The organism is Anabaena sp. WA102, assembly GCF_001277295.1.
GTDB lineage: Bacteria > Cyanobacteriota > Cyanobacteriia > Cyanobacteriales > Nostocaceae > Dolichospermum > Dolichospermum heterosporum.
In genome coordinates, this window is sequence record NZ_CP011456.1 from 2,321,493 (window position 1) to 2,344,304 (window position 22,812).

The 22,812-nt window shown below is 41.0% G+C and carries 16 protein-coding genes and 3 pseudogenes; 15 read left to right on the top strand and 4 right to left on the bottom strand.

The window, feature by feature from the left end:
- Window positions 1-7: 7 nt before the first annotated feature.
- Window positions 8-100 carry a cytochrome b6-f complex subunit PetL gene (petL, locus tag AA650_RS26340; RefSeq protein WP_035081422.1) on the bottom strand — a complete coding sequence of 31 codons (93 nt, stop codon included), beginning with the start codon at window positions 98-100 and terminating at the stop codon, window positions 8-10.
- A gap of 130 nt (window positions 101-230) precedes the next feature.
- Between petL and aroB the strand changes: the two genes are divergently transcribed.
- Window positions 231-1,397, top strand: a complete 1,167-nt coding sequence (gene aroB, locus AA650_RS10060; RefSeq protein WP_053538916.1) for a 3-dehydroquinate synthase — start codon at window positions 231-233, stop codon at window positions 1,395-1,397.
- 364 nt (window positions 1,398-1,761) lie between these two features.
- Here the strand turns inward: aroB and AA650_RS10065 are convergent, their stop codons facing one another.
- Window positions 1,762-2,127, bottom strand: coding sequence for a hypothetical protein (locus AA650_RS10065; RefSeq protein ID WP_081424198.1), 366 nt, complete (start codon window positions 2,125-2,127; stop codon window positions 1,762-1,764).
- Window positions 2,128-2,411: 284 nt separating this feature from the next.
- Between AA650_RS10065 and AA650_RS10070 the strand changes: the two genes are divergently transcribed.
- Window positions 2,412-3,347 (top strand): glutaminase, encoded by a 936-nt coding sequence (locus tag AA650_RS10070; RefSeq protein WP_053538918.1) that lies wholly within the window; start codon window positions 2,412-2,414, stop codon window positions 3,345-3,347.
- A gap of 414 nt (window positions 3,348-3,761) precedes the next feature.
- Here AA650_RS10070 and AA650_RS10080 read toward each other — a convergent pair whose 3' ends face one another.
- Window positions 3,762-5,042, bottom strand: coding sequence for a hypothetical protein (locus AA650_RS10080; protein ID WP_053538920.1), 1,281 nt, complete (start codon window positions 5,040-5,042; stop codon window positions 3,762-3,764).
- A 530-nt stretch (window positions 5,043-5,572) separates the two neighbouring features.
- Here AA650_RS10080 and psaA point away from each other — a divergent pair.
- From psaA to dprA, 11 genes and pseudogenes are all read left to right on the top strand, one after another.
- A complete protein-coding gene (gene psaA / locus AA650_RS10085) occupies window positions 5,573-7,831 on the top strand; it encodes a photosystem I core protein PsaA (protein ID WP_053538921.1) in 2,259 nt (752 codons plus the stop codon).
- 167 nt (window positions 7,832-7,998) lie between these two features.
- Window positions 7,999-10,230, top strand: a complete 2,232-nt coding sequence (psaB, locus tag AA650_RS10090) for a photosystem I core protein PsaB (protein ID WP_053538922.1) — start codon at window positions 7,999-8,001, stop codon at window positions 10,228-10,230.
- Window positions 10,231-10,425: 195 nt separating this feature from the next.
- Window positions 10,426-10,584: pseudogene (locus AA650_RS28675) on the top strand (COP23 domain-containing protein); the annotation flags it as partial.
- Window positions 10,585-10,638: 54 nt separating this feature from the next.
- Window positions 10,639-11,085: pseudogene (locus AA650_RS10095) on the top strand (S1 family peptidase); the annotation flags it as partial.
- Between the two features lie 17 nt (window positions 11,086-11,102).
- Window positions 11,103-11,696: pseudogene (locus tag AA650_RS10100) on the top strand (IS982 family transposase); the annotation flags it as partial.
- 580 nt (window positions 11,697-12,276) lie between these two features.
- A complete protein-coding gene (locus AA650_RS10105; protein WP_053538923.1) occupies window positions 12,277-13,209 on the top strand; it encodes a J domain-containing protein in 933 nt (310 codons plus the stop codon).
- Entirely contained in the window at window positions 13,209-14,420 is a 1,212-nt protein-coding gene (locus tag AA650_RS10110; protein WP_053538924.1) for an ATP phosphoribosyltransferase regulatory subunit, read from the top strand. The genes AA650_RS10105 and AA650_RS10110 overlap by 1 nt, the downstream gene beginning before the upstream one ends.
- A gap of 111 nt (window positions 14,421-14,531) precedes the next feature.
- Window positions 14,532-14,759, top strand: a complete 228-nt coding sequence (locus tag AA650_RS10115; RefSeq protein WP_027400959.1) for an indolepyruvate ferredoxin oxidoreductase subunit alpha — start codon at window positions 14,532-14,534, stop codon at window positions 14,757-14,759.
- Window positions 14,760-14,879: 120 nt separating this feature from the next.
- A complete protein-coding gene (locus AA650_RS10120) occupies window positions 14,880-15,608 on the top strand; it encodes an ABC transporter ATP-binding protein (protein WP_053538925.1) in 729 nt (242 codons plus the stop codon).
- A 74-nt stretch (window positions 15,609-15,682) separates the two neighbouring features.
- Complete coding sequence (locus AA650_RS10125; RefSeq protein ID WP_053538926.1) at window positions 15,683-16,351, top strand: DUF2301 domain-containing membrane protein; 669 nt, start codon at window positions 15,683-15,685, stop codon at window positions 16,349-16,351.
- A gap of 233 nt (window positions 16,352-16,584) precedes the next feature.
- On the top strand, window positions 16,585-17,703 hold the full coding sequence (dprA, locus tag AA650_RS10130) for a DNA-processing protein DprA (protein WP_053538927.1): 1,119 nt from the start codon (window positions 16,585-16,587) through the stop codon (window positions 17,701-17,703).
- A gap of 144 nt (window positions 17,704-17,847) precedes the next feature.
- Here dprA and AA650_RS10135 read toward each other — a convergent pair whose 3' ends face one another.
- Window positions 17,848-19,422 (bottom strand): serine hydrolase, encoded by a 1,575-nt coding sequence (locus AA650_RS10135; protein WP_053538928.1) that lies wholly within the window; start codon window positions 19,420-19,422, stop codon window positions 17,848-17,850.
- Window positions 19,423-19,742: 320 nt separating this feature from the next.
- Here AA650_RS10135 and AA650_RS10140 point away from each other — a divergent pair, with 320 nt between their 5' ends.
- Together AA650_RS10140 and AA650_RS10145 are read left to right on the top strand one after the other, a co-directional pair.
- Entirely contained in the window at window positions 19,743-20,660 is a 918-nt protein-coding gene (locus tag AA650_RS10140; protein ID WP_053538929.1) for a DMT family transporter, read from the top strand.
- A 250-nt stretch (window positions 20,661-20,910) separates the two neighbouring features.
- Complete coding sequence (locus AA650_RS10145) at window positions 20,911-22,668, top strand: alpha/beta hydrolase (RefSeq protein ID WP_053538930.1); 1,758 nt, start codon at window positions 20,911-20,913, stop codon at window positions 22,666-22,668.
- Window positions 22,669-22,812: the final 144 nt, after the last annotated feature.

Here is a 22,812-nt window from a genome sequence, read left to right on the forward strand (position 1 = left end):
TGTAGGGTTAGAGAATCTTAGCTCCGCGTAGACCAAATAACAAGCCTACAGCTACACCCATAAACACGCCTAGAAAGACAATATATTCAACTACAGCCATTTGTTTTGCTCCAGATTAGTTACTTATTTCTATTCAATCATCAATAATTATTAAAGGGAACAGGGAATAGAAAAGAGGTTGTCAACTTGGGGTAAAATACCCAGACGAGTGATTATATTAAGGTTGGGGAATGACTTCTGTAATTAAAGTAGATATACCTGAAAAGTCTTATGATATTACCATTGCACCTGGGAGTTTAGATCAACTAGGTGAACAAATGGCGAGTTTGAAACTAGGTAAGAAAGTATTGCTAGTTTCCAACCCGATGATATTTAAATATTATGGCGAAAGAGCGATCGCCTCTTTAGAAAATGCCGGTTTTCAAGTCGTCAGCTACAACCTCCCCCCCGGTGAACGCTACAAAACCCTCAACTCCATCCAAAAACTCTACGACATCGCCCTGGAAAATCGCCTAGAACGCTCCTCAACAATGGTCGCCTTGGGGGGAGGTGTAATTGGTGATATGACAGGCTTTGCTGCCGCCACATGGCTCAGAGGCATCAACGTAGTCCAAGTTCCCACCAGTCTCCTAGCAATGGTAGACTCAGCTATTGGTGGCAAAACCGGCGTAAATCATCCCCACGGTAAAAACTTGATTGGTGCATTTCATCAACCCAGTTTAGTTTTAATTGACCCAGAAGTCTTAAAAACCCTGCCTGCTAGGGAATTTCGGGCAGGAATGGCAGAGGTGATCAAATACGGGATCATTTGGGACACCGAGTTATTTACTCAACTAACAGCAAGCAAACACCTTGACCAACTCCGCTATGTGAAATCCGACCTGATAAACAGCATATTAACTCATTCCTGTCAAGCAAAGGCAGATGTTGTCAGCAAAGATGAAAAAGAATCTGGAATCAGAGCAATTTTAAATTATGGTCATACCATTGGTCATGCGGTGGAAAGTCTCACAGAGTATCGTCTGTTTAAACATGGTGAAGCTGTAGGCATTGGTATGGTAGCAGCGGGAGAAATTGCTGTAAAATTAGAACTTTGGTCACAAGCAGACACAGAACGTCAAAACGCCTTAATTAAAAAAGCAGGTTTACCCACCCAAATACCCGCAGATTTAGATATTGAAGCTCTTATTGATGCTTTGCAATTAGACAAAAAAGTTAAATCTGGCAAAGTCCGCTTTGTCCTACCAACCCAAATTGGCGCAGTCAAAGTTACCGACGAAGTACCAACGGAAATAATTCGAGAAGTATTATTAGGGAATAGGAGTCAGGAGTCAGGAGTCAGGAGTCAGGAGTTTAGCTTAACCGACAGAAGCCCCACGTCTGACCCGATAGGGTAGCGGGGGATGAATGGCGCGTGAATTGACGACGGTTTTCCGACCAACGCGACAGCAAGGAAGGAAAACATGGAGACAATTCACAAAATTTGTGTTATGAATTGAATATCTCGGCAAGGCGAGAGAATAGCGATAACCAAGCTAGATACATGATCATTTTTGTTGATTAACCTTGATTTTGCCTTTGGAACGAGGGGTCAGCCTATCGCCTTAACATCAGTCTTGTTGTTCTCGAAGAGCAAAAAGCTGTTAACTGGGTAGGAAGCCTATACTTACCCGCAAGGGAAGTGTAGGTAGTTCACAAAAAAGAAGAAAGAAGAAGAAGAAGAAAATTCTTCCCCCGCTTCCTGCTGTTTGCCCTTTCCTTCTATACTGGTAAAGGCGCTGAACCATTCAATTGCCGAGCAGCATTGATACAAACAGGGCAATCACAGCCAAATAGCTTGATAGCTAAATCACTTTCAGCATCAGAAAATTCTAGTTCTTTGGGATTATTTGTGTCCGCTTGTGCCACTTGCATGGTTTCTTTAGCAACGCCCAAAGGAGTATTACTCACCTGTATACATACCTTGTTCGGAGTTGCTGAATGGGGAGACATGACACAAGATTCATGAGTACCAGCAGTGTCAACTGTTTGACTAGCATGAGCAGGTCTACCCATCATCACCATAGATAACATGGATGTAAACAACACGGGGCTAGAAATCAAAGTTAAAATAAATCTTTTGTTCATGTACTCTTAAAAACCTTGTTATTAGGGAAATAAACCAATTTATCTTTTCCGACAACTTGGTTGTTAATCAGTCTATCTTATCTAAGAAGAGGGAACAGGGAACAGGGAACAGGGAACACAAGAAAGGGAATATTTATCTTTTTATTGCTTTTTACCAATTACCCGTAATTACTAATATTACGTAAATTTTCGGTTTTGTATTTAAAATTAGTTACATAAAAAGTTAGAGTAATTACTCATTAAGATATAATCCAGATTATCTTCATGATTTGAGGTTTAGGCTTGTGCTAGGAATAAAAAGCATTAATATACATAATTTATCTATCTGGGTAGAACAAGCTAAAACCCAAGCAGCAAAAGGAAAAGTTATTGAACGCATTCCTAAATTAGCTACGGCTAATCCTAACTCATTTGCTGTTTATATAAGTTGTGAATCAGGAGAAAATTATAGTTTAGGAGATACCGATTGTGTATTTCCATTCATGAGTGTCATTAAACCATTTTCTCTACTATACCTGCTGGAATATTACGGGGAAAAACAGGTTTTACAATGGGTTGGGGTTAAACCCTCGGATGCGCCTTTTAATTCTTTATTGCAATTAAAAGAAGATCATGGATATCCTCGCAACCCTATGATTAATAGTGGTGCTATTACTCTTGCTGATAAGCTACCAGGAAAGGATGGACATGAATGTACACAATTGTTTTGTAATTGGTTAAATAAATTAGCAGGTACTCAAATATATATAGACACAGATATTCTAGCTTCAGTTCGTGCTAGTCGCTCCCAAATAAATATAGATATTGCCAACTATCTCTACGAATCGGGAAATTTAAATAATATTGAATTATCTCTAGACGTTTATGAACAAATATGCTGTATATCTGGACGGGTAGAAGATTTAGCTAAACTGGGAAAAATATTAGCCTGTAAAAGCGAATTCATAAATGACAAACACCGTCAAACCGTAAATACGGTGATGTTAACTTGTGGTTTATATGAAGCTTCCGCAGAATATGCTGTGAAAATTGGCTTACCGATAAAATCGGGTATTGGTGGTGGACTTGTCGCCATCATACCAAATCAGGGAGCAATGCCTTCGGCGAGCGCTGCTATTGCCAGCTACAGTCCTGCTTTAGATATTGTAGGTAATCCTGTAGCTGGTTTAGCACTCATGGAAACTTTATCTCAAAATTTGCAACTGAGTATTTTTTGTTAGGGACTTCCAAATAAAAAAATACTCAACCACCTAACGCAAAAATCTCTCAAACCCTTATTCCTCTGTGTCCTCTGCGCCTCTGTGGTTCGTTAATCAGGATAATTTATTTCTTGGAAGTCCCTTAAGAGAACTCCACAAAAAGAAATGCCCAATGTCATTATGAACGAAACGAAGTGTAGTGAAGAATCTCTTGAGATGCTTCGTTTCGCTATGGCTAACGCCACGCTCCGCGAACGCTACACTCAGCATGACAAAACAGGATCATTTATTTTGTGGCTTACTCCAATACCTTGTCCATTTTTTGTAGGTCGGGTTAAGCGACAGCGCAACCCGACGCATTTGTTGGGTTTCGTGCCTCAACCCAACCTACAAATCAAGACTTTTTTCAATTTCGACAAGGTATTGTTACTCTAATTACTCTTGAATTTGAGATTGCTTAGATGAACCTGTATCTGGTTTATCCAGATTCAATTCTTTTGTTTCTGTGACTTTAGTTTCTGGAGTTGGTGTAACTTCAGGAACTTTAACTTCGGGAATTGGTTGTTTTTCGACTTTAGTTTCTGGAGTTGGTGTAACTTCAGGAACTTTAACTTCAGGAATTGGTTGTTTTTCGACTTTAGTTTCTGGAGTTGGTGTAACTTCAGGAAGTTTAACTTCAGAAATTGGTTGTTTTTCGACTTTAGTTTCTGGAGTTGGTGTAGCGGTAGATTCAGTACCTGGAATCTTAGCTGTATAAGTTGGGTCTACAATACCCCGAACTTCATCTGCTGTCAATTCCCCTCTGACAATTTTAGAAAGAGTATCTTGACCATTGGGTTGGTAATTAATTAGTCTGATAGTGGTATTAAAGGCATTTTTCACAGGTTGTCCTTCATTATCAAGGAATTCCAGTTTTACCCAAGTTTTACCAGGTTTAAAGCCTTTAAGATAAATAGGTTGCCAACGATCAAGAATAAAGCTTTCACCATTAACTGTACTACGAATGCGCCAATTGCTCATAGTATCGTCAGGATTAGTTTCAGCAATACTGTGCAACGGTGCATTAGTTAGGTAGAAGTCCAGCATAATTGGTTCTGCCCCATAACCACCATTGGGACGACTGTAAGTAAGTAGGGGTAATTTAGAATCTGGGTTGTTTTCTTCAGTTTTCGTCAAAACGTGAAATGTAGTTTGAGCATAAGCACCTTCATTTTTAAAACTTTCATGCCACGGACGAGAAGCAAAAACGCGAAGAGTATGCGTACCGGGGGATAAGTCTGACAATACCACCGACTGATTTAAATCGTAAACAGCTATATAAGGTTGATTGTCTAAAATTAGGTGCAAATGGGGTCCAAGTTGCCATTGAGGGTCTTTAAATATCGGTAAGTCCTTAACCCGCAACTGGACTTTAACTATATTGTCTGGAAGAATTTCATCTACTTGGGGACTAATGATGCTGACTTGAGGTTGATAACCTTCTAGACTGGGACGCAATGCTTGAATAACATCAGGTGGTGCAGTTTCTGAAAAAGTCCCAGAAATTTCTGAGGCTGGGAGCGTTTTCATGAAAGGATTGGTGGATACTTCCTGGCTATTTGCTGCTTCAACACAACTACTTAAGTTTAAAACTAGCACTAATGCAGCAAGCCACTTAATAATTGGGAATCTCTTGGAAAAAAGTTGATCAAAAAATTTTCTGCACCCAGTGTTCATGTTTTTATTCCGTAATAGTTTTTAACAATTAACGCCATTATTGTGACGCAAATTATGGCTCATGGACTATGGATAAGAGCATAAATCTACTACCAAAGTTATAAATTTACCTACTTTTATCTGATTAAAATGTCGAATAAGTGATTTTTTTGACTTATTCTCAGAAAATAAATTTGGTTTCAGACCGCTGATTTTAGATAAAAGTAGCCAAATGGCAGGAGTTTGAGCGGCTTTGCGTATGAATCATAAGTTTTCCAAATTGTTGTTCTTTGTAAATTAAATGAAGAGTCTATTGACTTTTGGACAATGTATAGGAACTTATAAAGCCGATTGGACAATAAATTTGGCTATTTTTAATTATTGTTAACAGGTCTATAACAATGTGCAAGTTCAGACTCTATAATTCAACAGAAACAACTTTTCTTTTCCACACGGCAACCCCATCGCTAGTCCAGACCAATCTGAAAACGGCGACTGTGTTATTCTAGGTGGTATTCATGATTCCCCATTCCTTATAGAGAGGAGGTCGAATGACGATTAGTCCTCCGGAGCGAGAGGAAAAAAAAGCAAGAGTGATCGTTGACAATGACCCGGTTCCTACCTCATTTGAAAAATGGGCAAAGCCAGGACATTTCGACAGATCCTTAACCAGAGGTCCAAAAACCACAACCTGGATTTGGAACCTCCATGCCCTCGCCCATGATTTTGATACACATACAAGTGATTTAGAAGACATTTCCCGCAAGATATTCGCCGCTCACTTCGGCCATTTGGCTGTAGTAGCAATCTGGTTGAGCGGAATGTTGTTCCACGGTGCTAAGTTCTCTAACTACGAAGCTTGGCTGGCTGACCCATTAGGCATTAAGCCCAGCGCCCAAACAGTTTGGTCTATTGTTGGTCAAGACATTTTAAACGGTGATATGGGCGGCGGTTTCCGCGGCATTCAAATCACCTCTGGCTTGTTCCAAGTATGGCGTGGCTGGGGTATCACTAGCTCCTTCCAGCTATATGTAACTGCAATTGGCGGCTTGGTATTAGCAGGCTTGTTCTTATTTGCTGGCTGGTTTCACTACCACAAACGCGCTCCTAAACTGGAATGGTTCCAGAATGTGGAGTCAATGCTGAATCATCACTTATCAGTGTTGCTAGGCTGTGGTTCTTTGGGATGGGCTGGTCACTTAATCCATGTGTCTGCACCCATCAACAAACTGTTAGATGCAGGTGTAGCAGCTAAGGACATCCCTCTGCCTCATGAGTTGCTGTTTGATACAGCAAAAATGGCAGCACTTTACCCTGGTTTCGCCAGTGGTTTAACACCTTTCTTCACCTTAAATTGGGGAGCTTACGCTGATATCCTCACATTTAAGGGTGGTTTAAACCCAGTTACAGGCGGCTTGTGGATGACTGATATTTCTCATCACCACCTAGCGATCGCTGTACTGTTCATCATTGCTGGTCATATGTACCGTACTAACTGGGGTATCGGTCATAGCATTAAAGATATTCTAGAAGCTCATAAAGGTCCTTTCACTGGCGAAGGTCACAAAGGTCTTTACGAAAACCTCACCACTTCTTGGCACGCTCAATTAGCTACTAACCTAGCTTTCTTGGGTTCCTTGACAATCATCATCGCTCACCATATGTACGCGATGCCTCCCTATCCTTACTTGGCAACTGATTACGCAACACAATTGTGTATCTTCACTCACCATATTTGGATAGGTGGTTTCTTGATTGTTGGTGGTGCTGCCCACGCAGCCATTTTCATGGTGCGCGATTACGATCCTGTTGTGAACCAAAACAACGTTTTAGATCGCGTGATTCGTCACCGTGACGCTATCATTTCTCACCTCAACTGGGTTTGTATTTTCTTAGGCTTCCACAGCTTTGGTTTGTACATCCATAATGACACCATGCGTGCCTTGGGTCGTCCCCAGGATATGTTCTCCGACAGTGCAATTCAATTGCAACCAGTATTTGCTCAATGGGTACAAAACCTGCACACATTAGCGCCTGGTAATACAGCACCTAACGCTCTTCAAGTAGTTAGTCATGCTTTTGGTGGTGGAATTGTTGCTATCGGCGATAAGATCGCTATGATGCCCATTACATTGGGTACAGCGGACTTCATGGTTCACCACATTCACGCATTCACCATTCACGTTACTGTTCTCATCTTGCTCAAAGGTGTATTGTACGCCCGTAGTTCTCGTCTGATTCCAGACAAGGCTAACTTAGGCTTCCGATTCCCTTGCGATGGTCCAGGTCGTGGCGGTACTTGCCAAGTTTCCGGTTGGGATCATATCTTCCTCGGACTCTTCTGGATGTATAACTCCTTATCAATTGTAATTTTCCACTTTAGTTGGAAGATGCAGTCTGATGTCTGGGGAACAGTAGATGCAGATGGTACAGTAAATCACATTACTGGCGGTAACTTCGCTGAAAGTGCTATCACCATCAACGGTTGGTTACGTGACTTCTTGTGGGCGCAAGCTACACAAGTAATCAACTCCTACGGAACTGAATTGTCCGCTTACGGACTCATGTTCTTAGGCGCTCACTTTGTTTGGGCGTTCAGCTTAATGTTCCTGTTCAGTGGTCGTGGCTACTGGCAAGAACTAATTGAGTCCATTGTTTGGGCGCACAATAAACTGAAAGTAGCCCCAACAATTCAGCCTCGCGCACTGAGCATCACTCAAGGTCGGGCTGTAGGTGTGGCTCACTACCTATTAGGAGGAATTGCTACCACTTGGGCATTCTTCCACGCACACATCCTTTCAGTAGGATAAGAATCAGTGGAATTTTGGTGAGGCAGCGCGGTCTTGGGGGTTTCCCCCATGAGCGACTGCCGAACCCGTAGGGATTTTGGATTTGAGATTTAATCCAAAATCCAGAATCTAAAATCTAAAATTTTGCTGACAAATAATGGCTAAAGGTCAGAGGACAGATCACACCTATGGCAACAAAATTTCCAAAATTTAGCCAGGATCTCGCACAGGACCCGACTACTCGTCGGATTTGGTATGCGATCGCTACAGGCAACGACTTTGAAAGCCACGATGGCATGACGGAAGAGAATCTTTACCAAAAGATTTTCGCTACGCACTTCGGTCACTTGGCAATCATCTTCCTGTGGGCATCCAGCCTCCTGTTCCACGTGGCCTGGCAAGGTAACTTTGAACAGTGGATTAAAGATCCCCTTCACGTCCGTCCAATTGCCCATGCAATTTGGGACCCTCACTTCGGTGAAGCTGCAATTGACGCTTTCACCCAAGCTGGTGCAAGCAACCCTGTAAACATTGCTTACTCTGGTGTTTATCACTGGTGGTACACCATCGGGATGCGGACAAACAGCGAACTATATACTGGTTCCGTTGGTTTGCTCTTGTTGTCCGCATTGTTCCTATTTGCTGGTTGGTTACATTTACAACCCAAGTTCCGTCCTAGCCTTTCTTGGTTCAAGAGTGCTGAACCCCGCCTAAACCACCACTTGGCTGGTTTGTTTGGTGTTAGTTCTCTGGCTTGGGCTGGTCACTTAGTTCACGTTGCTATTCCTGAATCCCGTGGTATTCACGTGGGTTGGGATAACTTCTTGACTGTAGCTCCCCATCCAGAAGGTTTAACTCCTTTCTTTACAGGTAACTGGGGCGTTTACGCTCAAAACCCTGACACCGCTGGTCAGTTATTTGGTACTTCCACAGGTGCAGGGACTGCGATTCTTACCTTCTTGGGCGGTTTCCACCCCCAAACAGAATCCTTGTGGTTGACTGACATGGCTCACCACCACTTGGCGATCGCAGTTTTGTTCATCATCGCTGGTCATATGTACCGGACTAACTTCGGAATTGGTCACAGCATCAAAGAAATGCTGAACTCCAAATCTGGTTTAGTTCCCGGTAGCAAGAGCGAAGGTCAGTTCAACCTGCCCCACCAAGGTCTTTACGACACCATCAACAACTCCCTGCACTTCCAGTTGTCATTAGCTTTGGCATCTTTGGGAACTATCTGTTCCTTGGTAGCGCAGCATATGTACGCTCTGCCTCCTTATGCTTTCATCGCTAAGGATTACACCACACAGGCAGCACTGTACACCCACCACCAGTACATCGCTGGTTTCTTGATGGTTGGTGCTTTTGCTCACGCAGCAATTTTCTGGGTACGTGATTACGACCCCGAACAAAACAAAGGTAACGTCCTTGACCGGATGTTACAACACAAAGAAGCGATCATCTCCCACCTTAGCTGGGTATCTCTCTTCTTGGGTTTCCACACCCTGGGTTTATATGTTCACAACGACGTAGTTGTTGCGTTCGGTACTCCTGAAAAACAAATTTTGATTGAGCCAGTATTTGCTCAATTCATCCAAGCTGCTCAAGGTAAAGCTTTGTATGGCTTGAATGTACTGTTGTCTAACCCCGACAGTATTGCTTACACCGCTTACCCCAATGCTGGTAACGTTTGGTTGTCTGGCTGGTTAGATGCCATCAACTCTGGAACAAATTCCTTGTTCTTGACCATTGGACCTGGCGATTTCTTGGTTCACCACGCTTTCGCTTTGGCTATCCACACCACCACCTTGGTACTCGTTAAGGGTGCTTTGGATGCTCGTGGTTCTAAACTGATGCCCGATAAAAAGGACTTCGGTTATGCGTTCCCCTGCGACGGTCCAGGCCGTGGCGGTACTTGCGATATCTCCGCATGGGACTCTTTCTACCTGTCTATGTTCTGGATGTTAAACACCATCGGTTGGGTAACATTCTACTGGCACTGGAAACACCTCGGTATTTGGCAAGGTAACGTTGCTCAGTTCAACGAAAACTCTACCTACCTCATGGGCTGGTTCCGTGACTACCTCTGGGCTAACTCTGCTCAGTTGATTAACGGTTACAACCCCTACGGCATGAATAACTTGTCTGTTTGGGCTTGGATGTTCCTCTTCGGACACCTCATCTGGGCTACTGGTTTCATGTTCCTCATCTCTTGGAGAGGTTACTGGCAAGAGTTAATTGAAACCTTGGTTTGGGCGCACGAACGTACTCCTTTAGCTAACTTGGTTCGCTGGAAGGACAAGCCCGTTGCTCTCTCCATTGTTCAAGCTCGTGTGGTTGGTTTAGCTCACTTCACTGTTGGCTACATCGTCACCTATGCAGCGTTCCTCATTGCCTCTACGGCTGGTAAGTTTGGTTGATCCTGACTACTGCTTTTAGGTAATTAAAAATCCCCTGCCGTGAGGTGGGGGATTTTTTAATGGGCGGGCAGCCCACCCCACAAGAGATGTAACCTACTAGTCTGTCAACCCGAAAATGACGGGTGAAGGCAAGCAGGGGCAGGGGAGGTAGGGGAGGTAGGGGAGGTAGGGGAGTAGGGGAGTAATAATTTATTATTTACCCTCAAACGTGGAGTTAATCCCAGTGCTACTCTCCGCAGACTCTTAGACCCTCGGGGTTTGGCTGCTGGTAATACACTCAATGAAAGTGCAGGTGACACAATTAATATTGATTTCCAGCTTTACCTCGATAATGCCACTGTTGAACCGGATTAAATTAACATGACTTGGCGGATATTAAAATTTGTCGCCTGTATTGGCGGTTTGTCAATGTTACTTTCAAGTTCGGCAGGAAATATTAGTATTTCTGCTGAAGAAACTAGCACGACAAAACCGCCAATTCCATTATCAGCAGCACAGTTACAGAAAAAAGTGGCGGCTATTACTGTGAAGATATTATCAACAGATTTTTTGGGTTCGGGAATATTACTAAATAAACAAAATTCAGTTTATACAGTATTAACAAATGCCCATGTTTTACGAGCAGATAATCCACCTTATCGCATTCAAACACCAGATGGAGAAATATACAAAGCAGATGTTACAAAAAATGTGAACTTTCAGAATTATGATTTAGCAATATTGCAATTTTCAACTATTAAAAAAATCTATTCTGTCGCAAATTTGGGTACTGTTCCCACAGTAAGAGATGAGGTATTTATTGCCGGGTTTCCTGTGGGGGAAGAAAGCGAAAAAATCAACTTTGTATTTATTGGTGGTAAAGTATCTTTGGTAGTAGTGGCATCTCTTTTATTGACAGCATGGGTATTCCTATTTGTCATAATAAAAGAGCAAAAAGAAATAAAGTTTTCCGTGGCTTATCGGGCTGGGGCAGGAGTTCTGTGGATTGGTACTTTGGATTTAAACTTCATTTAATTATTAATGAACAAGGCGAATTATTAGCTTTTCAAGTTACTCCCGGAAATGTTGATGACCGGAAACCAGTTCCTACTTTGGCACAAAATTTATGGGGAAGACTTTTTGGAGATAAAGGATATATTTCTAAAAGTTTATTTCAGGAACTATTGGAAAATGATGTGAAATTAATTACTCCTTTTAAGGAGAATATGAAGAATAAATTAGTTGAATTGTGGGAAAAACTTATGTTAAGAAAAAGAGCTTTAATTGAAACTGTCAATGACCAACTATGGCTACGCCACGCAGGCTATCAAAATATTTCCCAAGTTGTTCATTCTCGTCATCGCAGTATTTATAATTTTATGGTTAATATTATTGCTGGTTTAATTGCTTATACTTGGCAAGATAAAAAACCTTCTTTAAAATTAGATAAACATGAAGTAACTTCTCTACCAGCTTTATTAATTTAATTATTTTCATGCAATTAAATTGTGAGTCCAAAATATTCAATTTTGGATTGTTTTCTCTTGTTTATTTATTGTCAATAATCATTGCTAATTGAGAAAAGCCCGATATAATTAGTTTTCAGGATGATTATTTATATCGAACTCAGGTGATAGCGAACGCATTGCGTCCCGGAGGGAACTAGCGCGACCTAGGAATCGCTCTAGAAGTCTTTCATTGCCTTCCCATAGCGTTTCCCACAGAGGAGGAATAACGAAGCGATAGCGAACGCATTGCGTCCCGGAGGGAACTAGCGCGACCTAGGAATCGCAAAAACCACGGGATTATGTGATTACTTGCGCTCGTAATGACAATTTCAGGGGTCTATAACGCCTGAAACCCTTGCAGATACCACTTGTGTGTACACCGTAGCCTTCACAAGGGGAGGGTTAGGGTGGGGTAAAACATTTGATACAGCAATCATGAGTTTTCAAACAACGTCTAATAAGTATTAAATTTCCTGGTTGCTACTGGATGGCTTTGAAACTTCCCATACTTCCCTGTAAACTGGAAAGAATATGCCGGGGTGCGATACCTATAATAAATATGTCATTAAAAATAGATTCTGGATTATTTACGGATGATTTCATAGATCATCACGCAGTTTTATGTGTGCCGATTGATGCGGAATTTAAGGAAATCCGTAACCGTTATTTACAAATTGCTCGGATATTGCACCCAGATAGTTCTTTGATGAGGAATGAGTCGGAAAAAGAGATGGCTAATCAATTTTTAGCAAAGTTGGTTAATCCGGCTTATGAGAAGTTTTCTGTGGAACGCAATCGGGCTGAGTATTTGTTTATTCTGACACAAATGGGGAAGAGATTTGCCCAAGAACCAGGAGCAATTAGACTGAAGACGGAATCGGGGCGGCAATTGTTAGCTGCGCCTAATGTGAGTATGGCATATAAGCAGGCGATCGCTAAAATTGCCCCAACTCAATTTAGTGATTTGCAACAAGTACACAAAATCATTGCTGAGGTTAGTGAGCTAAATCTAGTTTATCTGATGCGGGTGGCTGGACAGTCAATGAATAAGTCCGCACCTAGTCAACCTCAAGGTTCTGCCCCAAATTTACCACCAACGCCAACCTCCCCACCCGAAGAAGAGTCAATCGTAGAACAATACCTGCGTCGCGCTCAAGTTTTATTAGAAAAAAACCAATTGTCCCCAGCCAAAGTAGAATTACAAGATGCCTTAAAGTTAGAACCGCGAAATAGTCATTGCCATAGCTTGATGGCAATGGTACATTTACGGGAAAATCAACTGAAAATGGCAAAAATTCACTTTGATAACGCCCTGAAGTTAGATCCCAATGAGAAAATCGCTTTGGAATGGAAACCCAAAGTAGATCAAGCTTTAGGAATTACAAACAGTGGTTCTCAAGTGAGTTCCGCTTCTAAAACTGAAGAGAAGCAACCAGATAAGTCTGGAAAAGGTGGTTTGTTTGGCGGTTTGTTTGGTGGGAAGAAAAAATAATGGTGTATCAACCAGCAGCGGGAGCAAGGGATCTATTACCTTTAGATGTGGCGCAAAAACGCTGGATTGAAGATAGATTAGAACAGGTGTTTCAACGGTGGGGATATCACAGGATTATCACCTCAACTTTGGAACGAATGGATACTCTGATGGCTGGTGAAGCTATTCAGCGTCAGATGGTGATTCAACTCCAAAATAGTCAAAATGAAGAATTGGGGTTGCGTCCAGAATTGACTGCCTCTATCGCTCGCACAGTGGTAACTCGCATGGCAGATGCCACTTATCCCCAGCGACTATATTACAATGCTAATGTTTTCCGCCGCAATTGGGAAGGCCGCCATAATCGTCAGCAGGAGTATTATCAAGCTGGGGTGGAGTTACTGGGTGCTGAGGGATTATTAGCCAATGGGGAAGTGTTGCTGCTGGTAGCAGACTGTTTAACAGCATTGGATTTAAAAGATTGGCGGTTAATTTTGGGGGAAGCGGGAATTACTCGTTCTTTGCTGAATGCTTTTCCCCCGGAAATCAGAAATCAAGTCCGCAGGGCGATCGCTAATTTAGATCGCGTGACTATTGATACTTTGCCTCTAGAGGAAGAACTCCGCCAACGCGCTAAAATTATGTTGGATTTGCGGGGTGATAGTAAAGATGTTTTACAAAAGGTCAGTAGTTTACATCTAGAACCAGATCAGCACGAGGCAATAAATAACCTCAGATCCCTAGTGGAATTACTAGATGGTAAATTCCCTTTAATCCTTGACTTGAGCCTAATTCAAACCATTGATTACTACACAGGTTTGGTTTTTGAAGTAGTGAGCGAGACAAATTCCCAAGCACAGATTTTAGGAAGTGGTGGGCGTTATGACCAATTATTAGGTTTATACCATCCCCAGAAGGAAAATATTCCCGGTATCGGCTTTGAATTGAATATTGATGATTTATACCAAATTCTCCTATCAAATCAGCAATTACCCCAGGATATTCCCGCTAGTAATTGGTTAGTAGTTCCAGAAACCCCCGGCGCTGAAGCTGCGGCTTTTGCCTATGCCGATAAATTACGTAATTCCACTAATTTAGTGAGAGTAGAAATAGACCTGGGAGGTAGGGACACAGCAGGGATTCGTCAATATGCAAGCGATCGCTCCATTACCCAAATAGCCTGGATTAAAGCCGACGGTTCACACACCATTGAACCCGGAATCATCCCGTAGGGGCGCAGGGCCTGCGCCCAAAACATTAATACCCCACTTGCGCCCAAAACATGAGTCACGGACTTACGCCCAAAAGAATTAATAACTGACAAAAAAGAGGGAATCGGAAAAATGCCACATACCATTGTTACAGACGTTTGTGAAGGTGTTGCTGACTGCGTAAGTGCTTGTCCTGTAGCTTGTATTCATCCAGGTCCAGGAAAAAACGTTAAAGGCACAGATTGGTACTGGATTGACTTTGCTACCTGTATTGATTGTGGTATCTGTTTGCAAGTTTGCCCCGTAGAAAACGCAATTTTGGCAGAAGAAAGACCAGAATTGCAGAAAATAGTAAATTAGGTGACAGGTGACAGGTGCTACGCCACGGGGACAGGTGACAGTGGAAAAGAAAATCACCAAATCACCAAATTACCTGTTACCTGTTCCCCGTTCCCTGTTCCCTGTTCCCTCATGTAACAAATGACTAATAACTATTTATTAAACGTAGAAAATGTCCACGCTGGATATATTAAAGATGTAGATATTTTGCAAGGTGTCAACTTTCACATTGCACCAGGAGAATTAGTCACAGTAATTGGTCCCAATGGTGCAGGTAAATCCACCTTAGTAAAAACCATTTTTGGACTTTTGACACCCCACACCGGAACTATTACCTTTAAAGATCAGAATTTGATTGGTTTAAAATCAAATCAAATTGTCGCCAAAGGAATGTCCTATGTTCCCCAAATTGCCAACGTTTTCCCCTCTTTAACCATAGATGAAAACTTAGAAATGGGGGCTTTTGTGAGAGATGTTCCCTTGAAACCTCTTAAAGATAAAATATACACCATGTTTCCTCGATTGAGCGATCGCCGTCGTCAACGCGCAGGAACTCTTTCCGGTGGAGAAAGACAAATGTTAGCAATGGGGAAAGCATTAATGTTAGAACCCAGTTTACTCCTATTAGATGAACCCTCAGCCGCATTATCTCCCATTTTGGTAACTCAAGTATTTGAGCAAATTAAACAAATTAAAAAATCGGGGACTGCGATAGTTTTAGTTGAACAAAATGCCAGAAAAGCCTTAGAAATGGCAGATCGTGGTTATGTGTTAGAATCAGGAAGAGATGCTATCTCAGGACCTGGTAGAGAATTATTAAATAACCCAAAAGTCGGAGAATTGTATTTAGGTGCTGGAAAGGGACATTAATCAATCAAATCAGATCCCCGACTTCTTTAAGAAGTCGGGGATCTAAAACCTAAACCTATACTATTATTGGGAATATGACTACACAAACAATATCATCGCCGGCAGTATATCAAGGTCAATTTGGGGAGTTTACGATTACTCAGAGCGATCGCCAAAGTGTGATAATTTATCGCACAGGATTAATGATCGCCGCCCTGTGTTTTGCCATTGGTAGCGGTTTAGTCTTATTTTATCCCCAACCCGCTGCGATGCCTGCGGCGAGCTTCGCTATCGCCTCCCTGACACCTCTCTACACCTGTTTTAGTATTGCACTGGGAGTTAGTTTATTAACTATTCATATCTATATGGCATTTTTGCACCGCATTCTCCAACTTTTTTGGATAATTGGTAGCATTTGTGCCTTTATTTTTGGACATGGTGATAGTCAAGCTTTTGCAATTACTATTTATAATCAACCCCTCACCATATTAGGAATTGGTTTTACCTTTGCAGCCTTGACAGGGATCTTTTTCAAAGAAGGTTTTTGTTTTCATCGTTTAGAAACTAAAATCTTAACTCCCCTTGTTCCCCTACTATTATTAGGACATTTAACCGGAATTTTATCAACGCCAGCAGAACAAGTTTTACTAGCAACTTGGGCAATTTTATTCCTCATCTTTGCTATAAGAAAAGTAATTCAAGCTATTCCTCCCGACATTGGCGATAAATCTGTATTTGATTATTTGAAAAATCGGCGTTGCTGATTAAGGGTATGAATTTTAGTCTCACGCAAAGGCGCAAAGACGCAAAGGTAAGATTTTTAAAGGTTCAATTTGGAAATTTCATACCTCGATTCAGCAACGCCAAAAAATCAAGATATTGAACCCACGTACCATCTAGGTTTTGCCTGTGTAGACGCGGTTTCTAACCGCCAGGGTTAGTATGGATTGAGACTTTTCAAACACCCTCTAACCGCCAATGTAATTATATTTATACTATGTCAAACACAGAAGAACGTAAATATTGGTTAGCTTGGTCGCAAATTTCTGGGATTGGACCCATATTACTGCAAAGATTACAACAGCATTTTGGTAACTTGGAAAATGCTTGGAAAGCTACTCCTAGTGAATTACGAAAAGTTGAAGGTTTGGGATTTCAGACATTAGAAAAAGTTGTTCAACAAAAATCCCGTTTAAACCCAGAACAACTACTCACTCAACACCAACAAGCAAACCCCCTTTTTTGGACACCAGCAGACCCAGAATATCCCCAACTACTGCGAGAAATTCCCAGTCCACCCCCCTTATTGTATTATCGGGGTGAAGTTGATTTACAGGAGAATTCAGGACAAAAACCTTTAGTGGGAATTGTCGGAACTCGTCAACCCACAGAATATGGAATTAAATGGACTCGTCAAATTAGTACCGCATTAGCCAAAAATGGTTTTACCATTGTTTCCGGTATGGCAGAAGGAATAGACACCGAAAGTCACGCAGCAGCAATGAAAGCAGGAGGAAGAACAATAGCAGTTGTAGGAACAGGAGTAGATGTTATTTATCCCCATAAAAATCAAGGTTTATATAAACAGATATTGACCTCTGGCATAGTAATTAGTGAATATCCTGCCAAAACCACACCCAACCGCACCCATTTTCCCCGGCGAAATCGCATCATTGCTGGTTTAAGTCGCGCAGTATTAGTCATAGAAGCACCAATAAAATCTGGCGCTTTAATCACAGCCACTTATGCTAATGAATTTTGTCGAGATGTTTACGCATTACCCGGAAGAATTGATGATCAACCATCACAAGGTTGTTTAAAATTAATTAGTCAAGGTGCAGGTTTAATTAATCAAGAACTCAGTCAATTATTAACCATGTTGGGGGCAATTCCCCAAATAGATATAGAAATTCCCATAGTTAAATCTCCTCCTTTACCTGACTTAGCACCTGAATTACAACAGGTAATAGACACTTTGACTATTGATACTTTATCCTTTGATTTTATAATTCAAAAAACAGGGATGAATGCGGCTTTAGTTTCCAGTTCCTTATTACAATTAGAACTCATGGGTTTAGTCACCCAACTTCCGGGAATGCGATATCAAAAATGTTAAAACTCTGATTTTTGTTCCCTCTTCCTTTGCGTCTTTGCGCCTTTGCGTGAGGCTAATTCATACTTTAATTATGCAACGCCAATTTTTGCTTGTAGTCTAGCAACAAAGCCACATTTTCTGCAACCAGTTTGAATTCTGAATTATCTATTGTGGTGGATAATATTGCGGAGTCATTACAGGAGGTGGATAACTGCCCATAGGCATATTATTAACCATCCCATTAGGCATAGCAGGATTCATTATCGGTTGTTGAACTGGTTGCTGAACAAAGGGTTGAACGGGTGGTTGATAATTAGAAATTGGTGAAGTTATTGGTTGAGTTGCTGGTTGAGTTGCTGGTTGAGTGATTGGTTGAGTAACCGGTTGGTTATTTATCGGATTGCTAGGTGTTACTGTAGTTTGGCTAAAGTGTTCATAAGCAGCACTAGAAATAGAACTAATTAATTTTGCCGCACGAGGATCATTATTGGGACGTTTCACCATAATAGCGGCGATATAACGTTTACCCGTAGGGACATCTATTAAACCCGCATCTGCTAACATTGTGCCAATATCACCTGTTTTGTGGTAAGCATTTGCGCCTTTTCCTAAGCCAGCAGGTAAAAGATTATCTCGTTCAGTGCGACTCATAATATTAAGCATTAAATCACGCGATCGCATACCCACGACATTACCTTGATTCACCATCGAGATTAAATTCCCCAATTCCCTCGGACTAGTAGTATTAGTCCCCTCTAAATCTGGGAGAGGATTACGAATCATCGTCGTTGTTAATCCCCAACTGCGAAAACGTCCATTTAACGCCTCCTGTCCGCCTAATTTAGCAACCAGCATATTCGTAGCCGTATTGTCGCTAATTGTAATCATCTTCGTAGCCACATCAAGAGCCGTGTATTTGCTGTCTGGGGTTTGATATTGCATATTTCCCGAACCCCCGACAATCATCTCTTTTTGGAGAGTTAAGATTTCATCCAGGCGGATTTTACCAGCATCTACATCCTGGAAAAAAGCAATCAAAATCGGAATTTTAATCGTGCTTGCCGCAGCAAAACTGGCATTACTATTAATATCTACATAACCACCATTATCTAAGTCTAATAAAAACACCCCTGGCATCAGATCAGCATTAGCGGTGGTGAGAGTTTGTAAAGAATTTTTTAAAGAAGTAATTTCTTGGGACAGATATAAGCTTGTATTAGGAGTTTGAGATGTTTTTTGAGAAGTAGTAGTTTGAGATACTAACGCAACTGAACCAAGGCGATTAGCAGGGTCTAGAATTGACAACAACGTACCCACAATCGCACCTATCCCCACACCCACAATCAACAACCGCAAGGCATATAACACAGTTCTAGCCATAGGTTTTAACCTAGTCTTGCGTGACCCTCTGCTTTCAATTCTCGGCTTCTCCATGCGTACGGTCTTTAACCTCACATTTGCTGATGGAGAAATTTGAGTATTTTTCTTGACTGTAGGTACTGGTTTAACACCTGGAGGCATCATCTTCCGTGATGCTGGTTTTCGCCCCCCAGACGAGATAGGAACAGGACTGCTATGATTGTTTGGACGAGCTAATGTTGCAGTTTCTCTTGGACTAGAAACTGGCTGTTGATTGATAACTTTTTTCTGTCCTGTCTTGGGGACTGGACGTTTACGTCGGCGACGCTGTACAGGTTGCCTTTGTGATATGGGTATGAGTTTGTCACTAGTTTCTGACATAGCTACTTTTCACCTTCGACCCAGATTGTAAATTTATGCACCTTGATACTCAGTTTACCTTTGGGGACTAAGTGGCATTTTCCGATCTAGTATACTTCATAGTTGATTTTTGCACAAAAAGTCAGTGTACCTTTAGAGAACTCCACAAAAAGAAATGCCCAATGTCATTTTGTTCGCGCAGCGTGCCAGAGGCATTACGAAACGAAGTGTACTAAAATTAATATTACCCGGACTCATAGCCAATGGACAGAAGTAATTAAATATTCCTGGTACTTGATTATTATGCAAAAATGATGTGTCTCCCTTAGTGATTATTAATCATGCATCAAAGTTCTGGTCGTTGGCGTTTGGGTCTAAGTTTATCACTGGTAACTGTCTTTTTATGGGGAGTTTTACCTCTGGCTTTGACGGTAACACTACAAGAGCTAGATGTCTACACCGTTATTTGGTTTCGCTTTTTAACTTCCTTCCTCTTACTGGCAATTTATTTGTTGTTTCAGCAACAATTACCAACCTTAGAACAATTACGTGCTACCTCTTGGCAATTATTAGTAGTTGCTACTATATTTTTAGCTGCTAACTATTTTCTATTTATGCAAGGTTTAGCATTGACCGCTCCAGCTAATGCTGAGGTGATCATTCAATTATCTAGTGTGTTATTAAGTTTCGGTGGATTAGTCATTTTTAACGAACGTTATACATTGTATCAATGGCTAGGTGTAGCTGTACTAACTTTGGGTTTTGCACTATTTTTTCATGCCCAATTAGTTAATCTGATCACAGCCAAAGGTGAATATTTACTAGGTAGCGGCTTGATTGTTTTCGGGGCAATAGCATGGGCTATCTATGCCTTATCACAAAAACAGTTATTGCAATCGTTATCTTCAGCAAAAATTATGTTGATTATTTACGGTGGCTGTGCTTTATTATTCACGCCATTGGCAAAAACTCACACAATTTTCACCCTGGATACTTTCTATTTTTCAACTTTGATATTTTGCGCTTTAAATACCCTCGTCGCCTATGGTGCTTTTGCTGAATCTTTAGTACATTGGCAAGCCTCAAGAGTGGGTGCTGTATTAGCTTTAGCTCCGATTATTACTTTAATTTCCGGTTGGCTGATGTCCGTAATTACTCCTAATATTATCTCTCCAGAAAATATTTCTTTAGTAGGTGTTATTGGGGCATTTTTTGTAGTCATTGGTTCTATATCTATTGCATTATGCGAACCTAATTAATAGGATTTATTAGCATTATTTAGATTTTATTAATCAGGAAAAATACATAATAAATACCGATGTAGATAATTCATGTACTTATTATAATCTTAAAAGAAGTCTTAGCAATTCAAAGCAAACTAATCGCAAACGGTCTGAAATTTTGTTTGTGTAGTCTGCGATAGGCACTATTGAGAATAGTTTAACAGGGTGTTTGAATCACTACCAAAATTTGAGCCTCGCTCAACAACATCACCACAAAAGTTAAGCGATGAATATGTTTGGTAATTGGGGCAGCACCCTCATAAAAAATTCTCTAATACTGATTTTGTCCATATTGCTGCCAACATTTGGGATAAGTAACCCGGTTATGGCAGCAGAACAAATTCATGCTTCCTATTCAGCACTAGAAATTTCTATCCCTATTAGTGCCTTAGAAAGCTATGCAAAATATGGGATAATTAATGCAGATTTAGCAGGCTATTATCAATATATTCCTACAAACAAACTGCAAGAATTAAGGAAAATTTTAGTTCAACCACTGAAAATTAGTCCGGCTGTAACTTCCCAATTTCTTGACACCCAACAAGGGAAATTTATCTTACAAAGATTAGCAGGGTTAATTAAACCTAAATCTGATTATTCAAAATTTACTTCTTGGTCATTACGTACAGCTTTAATTGCTGCTGCTGCTGAACCGGAAGGATTAAATTTATTAAATTTATTACGCAAATATCCTCAAAATAATATTAAGATTGATGTGGCTTCCAGCCTAAAAGTTGCTGGTGAGTTAGAGAAAATGATCAACGATACGGAAACAACTATTTCCGCATTAATCCAAGCATCAAAATTAGAAGCTGATCAAATTTCTTATCCTAATTTTTCTCAATTACCAAGATTTTCAAATCCAGTAATTTTATCGACCAAGAAACAAATAATTAAGTTCTTTGATGTAGTCCGTAATCGGCATTTAACTACAGAAATATATATTCCTAATAGCCAAAATCCTGTACCTGTGATTGTGATTTCTCATGGTTTAGGTTTGGATAGTAGTAACTTTCGTTATTTAGCAGATCATTTAGTTAAACATGGGTTTGCTGTAGTAATTCCCAATCATCCCAGTAGTGATGCTAAACAATTAAAATCTTTAATAAATGGTAATAGTAATCAAGTTACACACCCTAATGAATTTAAAGATAGACCTTTAGATATCAAATATATTTTAGATCAATTAGAGTCAGATTCACAATTTCAGCAACGGCTGAACTTACAACAAGTGGGAGTATTTGGTCAGTCTTTAGGAGGTTATACTGCCTTAGCTTTAGCGGGGGCAAAAATTAACTTTTCCCAACTACAAGCAGACTGTCATCCTGACAAATTGCGAAATACTTGGAATATGTCTTTATTGTTGCAATGTCGGGCTTTAGAATTGCCCAACCAGTCAGGACAAGATTACAATTTACAAGATACCAGAATCAAGGCGGCGATCGCTGTTAATCCGATTACCAGTTCTATTTTCGGACAAGCCGGGTTAAGCCAAATTCATACCCCAGTCATGATTGTCGGTAGTAGTGAAGACACAGTTGCCCCAACTTTATATGAGCAAATTGTCCCTTTTTCCTGGATTATTCATCCCGAAAAATACTTAGTTATGCTACTTGGTGGTACTCATTTTTCTACCATTGGTAATAGCAATCCTGACAGTACACAAATGGCATTACCAACAGATATGGTAGGTGATGCTTCCCAAGCCCATGATTACATGAATGCGTTAAGTTTACCCTTTTTTCAAACTTACATAGCCGGAAAACCAGAATATCTGCCTTATCTGAACGCTGCCTACGCTCAAAGTATTTCTAGTCAGTCCCTGGGTTTAAACCTTGTCCAGTCCCTTGATCATCTCAAATTAGCACCAATTTTAGGTAATCTTCAAGACAGCAAACCTGTTAAAAAGAAACTTGCTCATACTATCGTCCATTTTGGATTTTGGCTGCTAGGTATTGGTGTTTCTCTATTACATTTAATTTAGATCCCCGACTTCTTGAAGAACTCCTGATAGCGCAGCGTGGCGTTAGCCATACTCCCGAATGGGCGCAGGCCCTGCGCCCCTACCTTTTGGTAGCGTAGCGTGGCGTTAGCGATATTTCTGAACTCCTATTTGTGTGAAAATAAA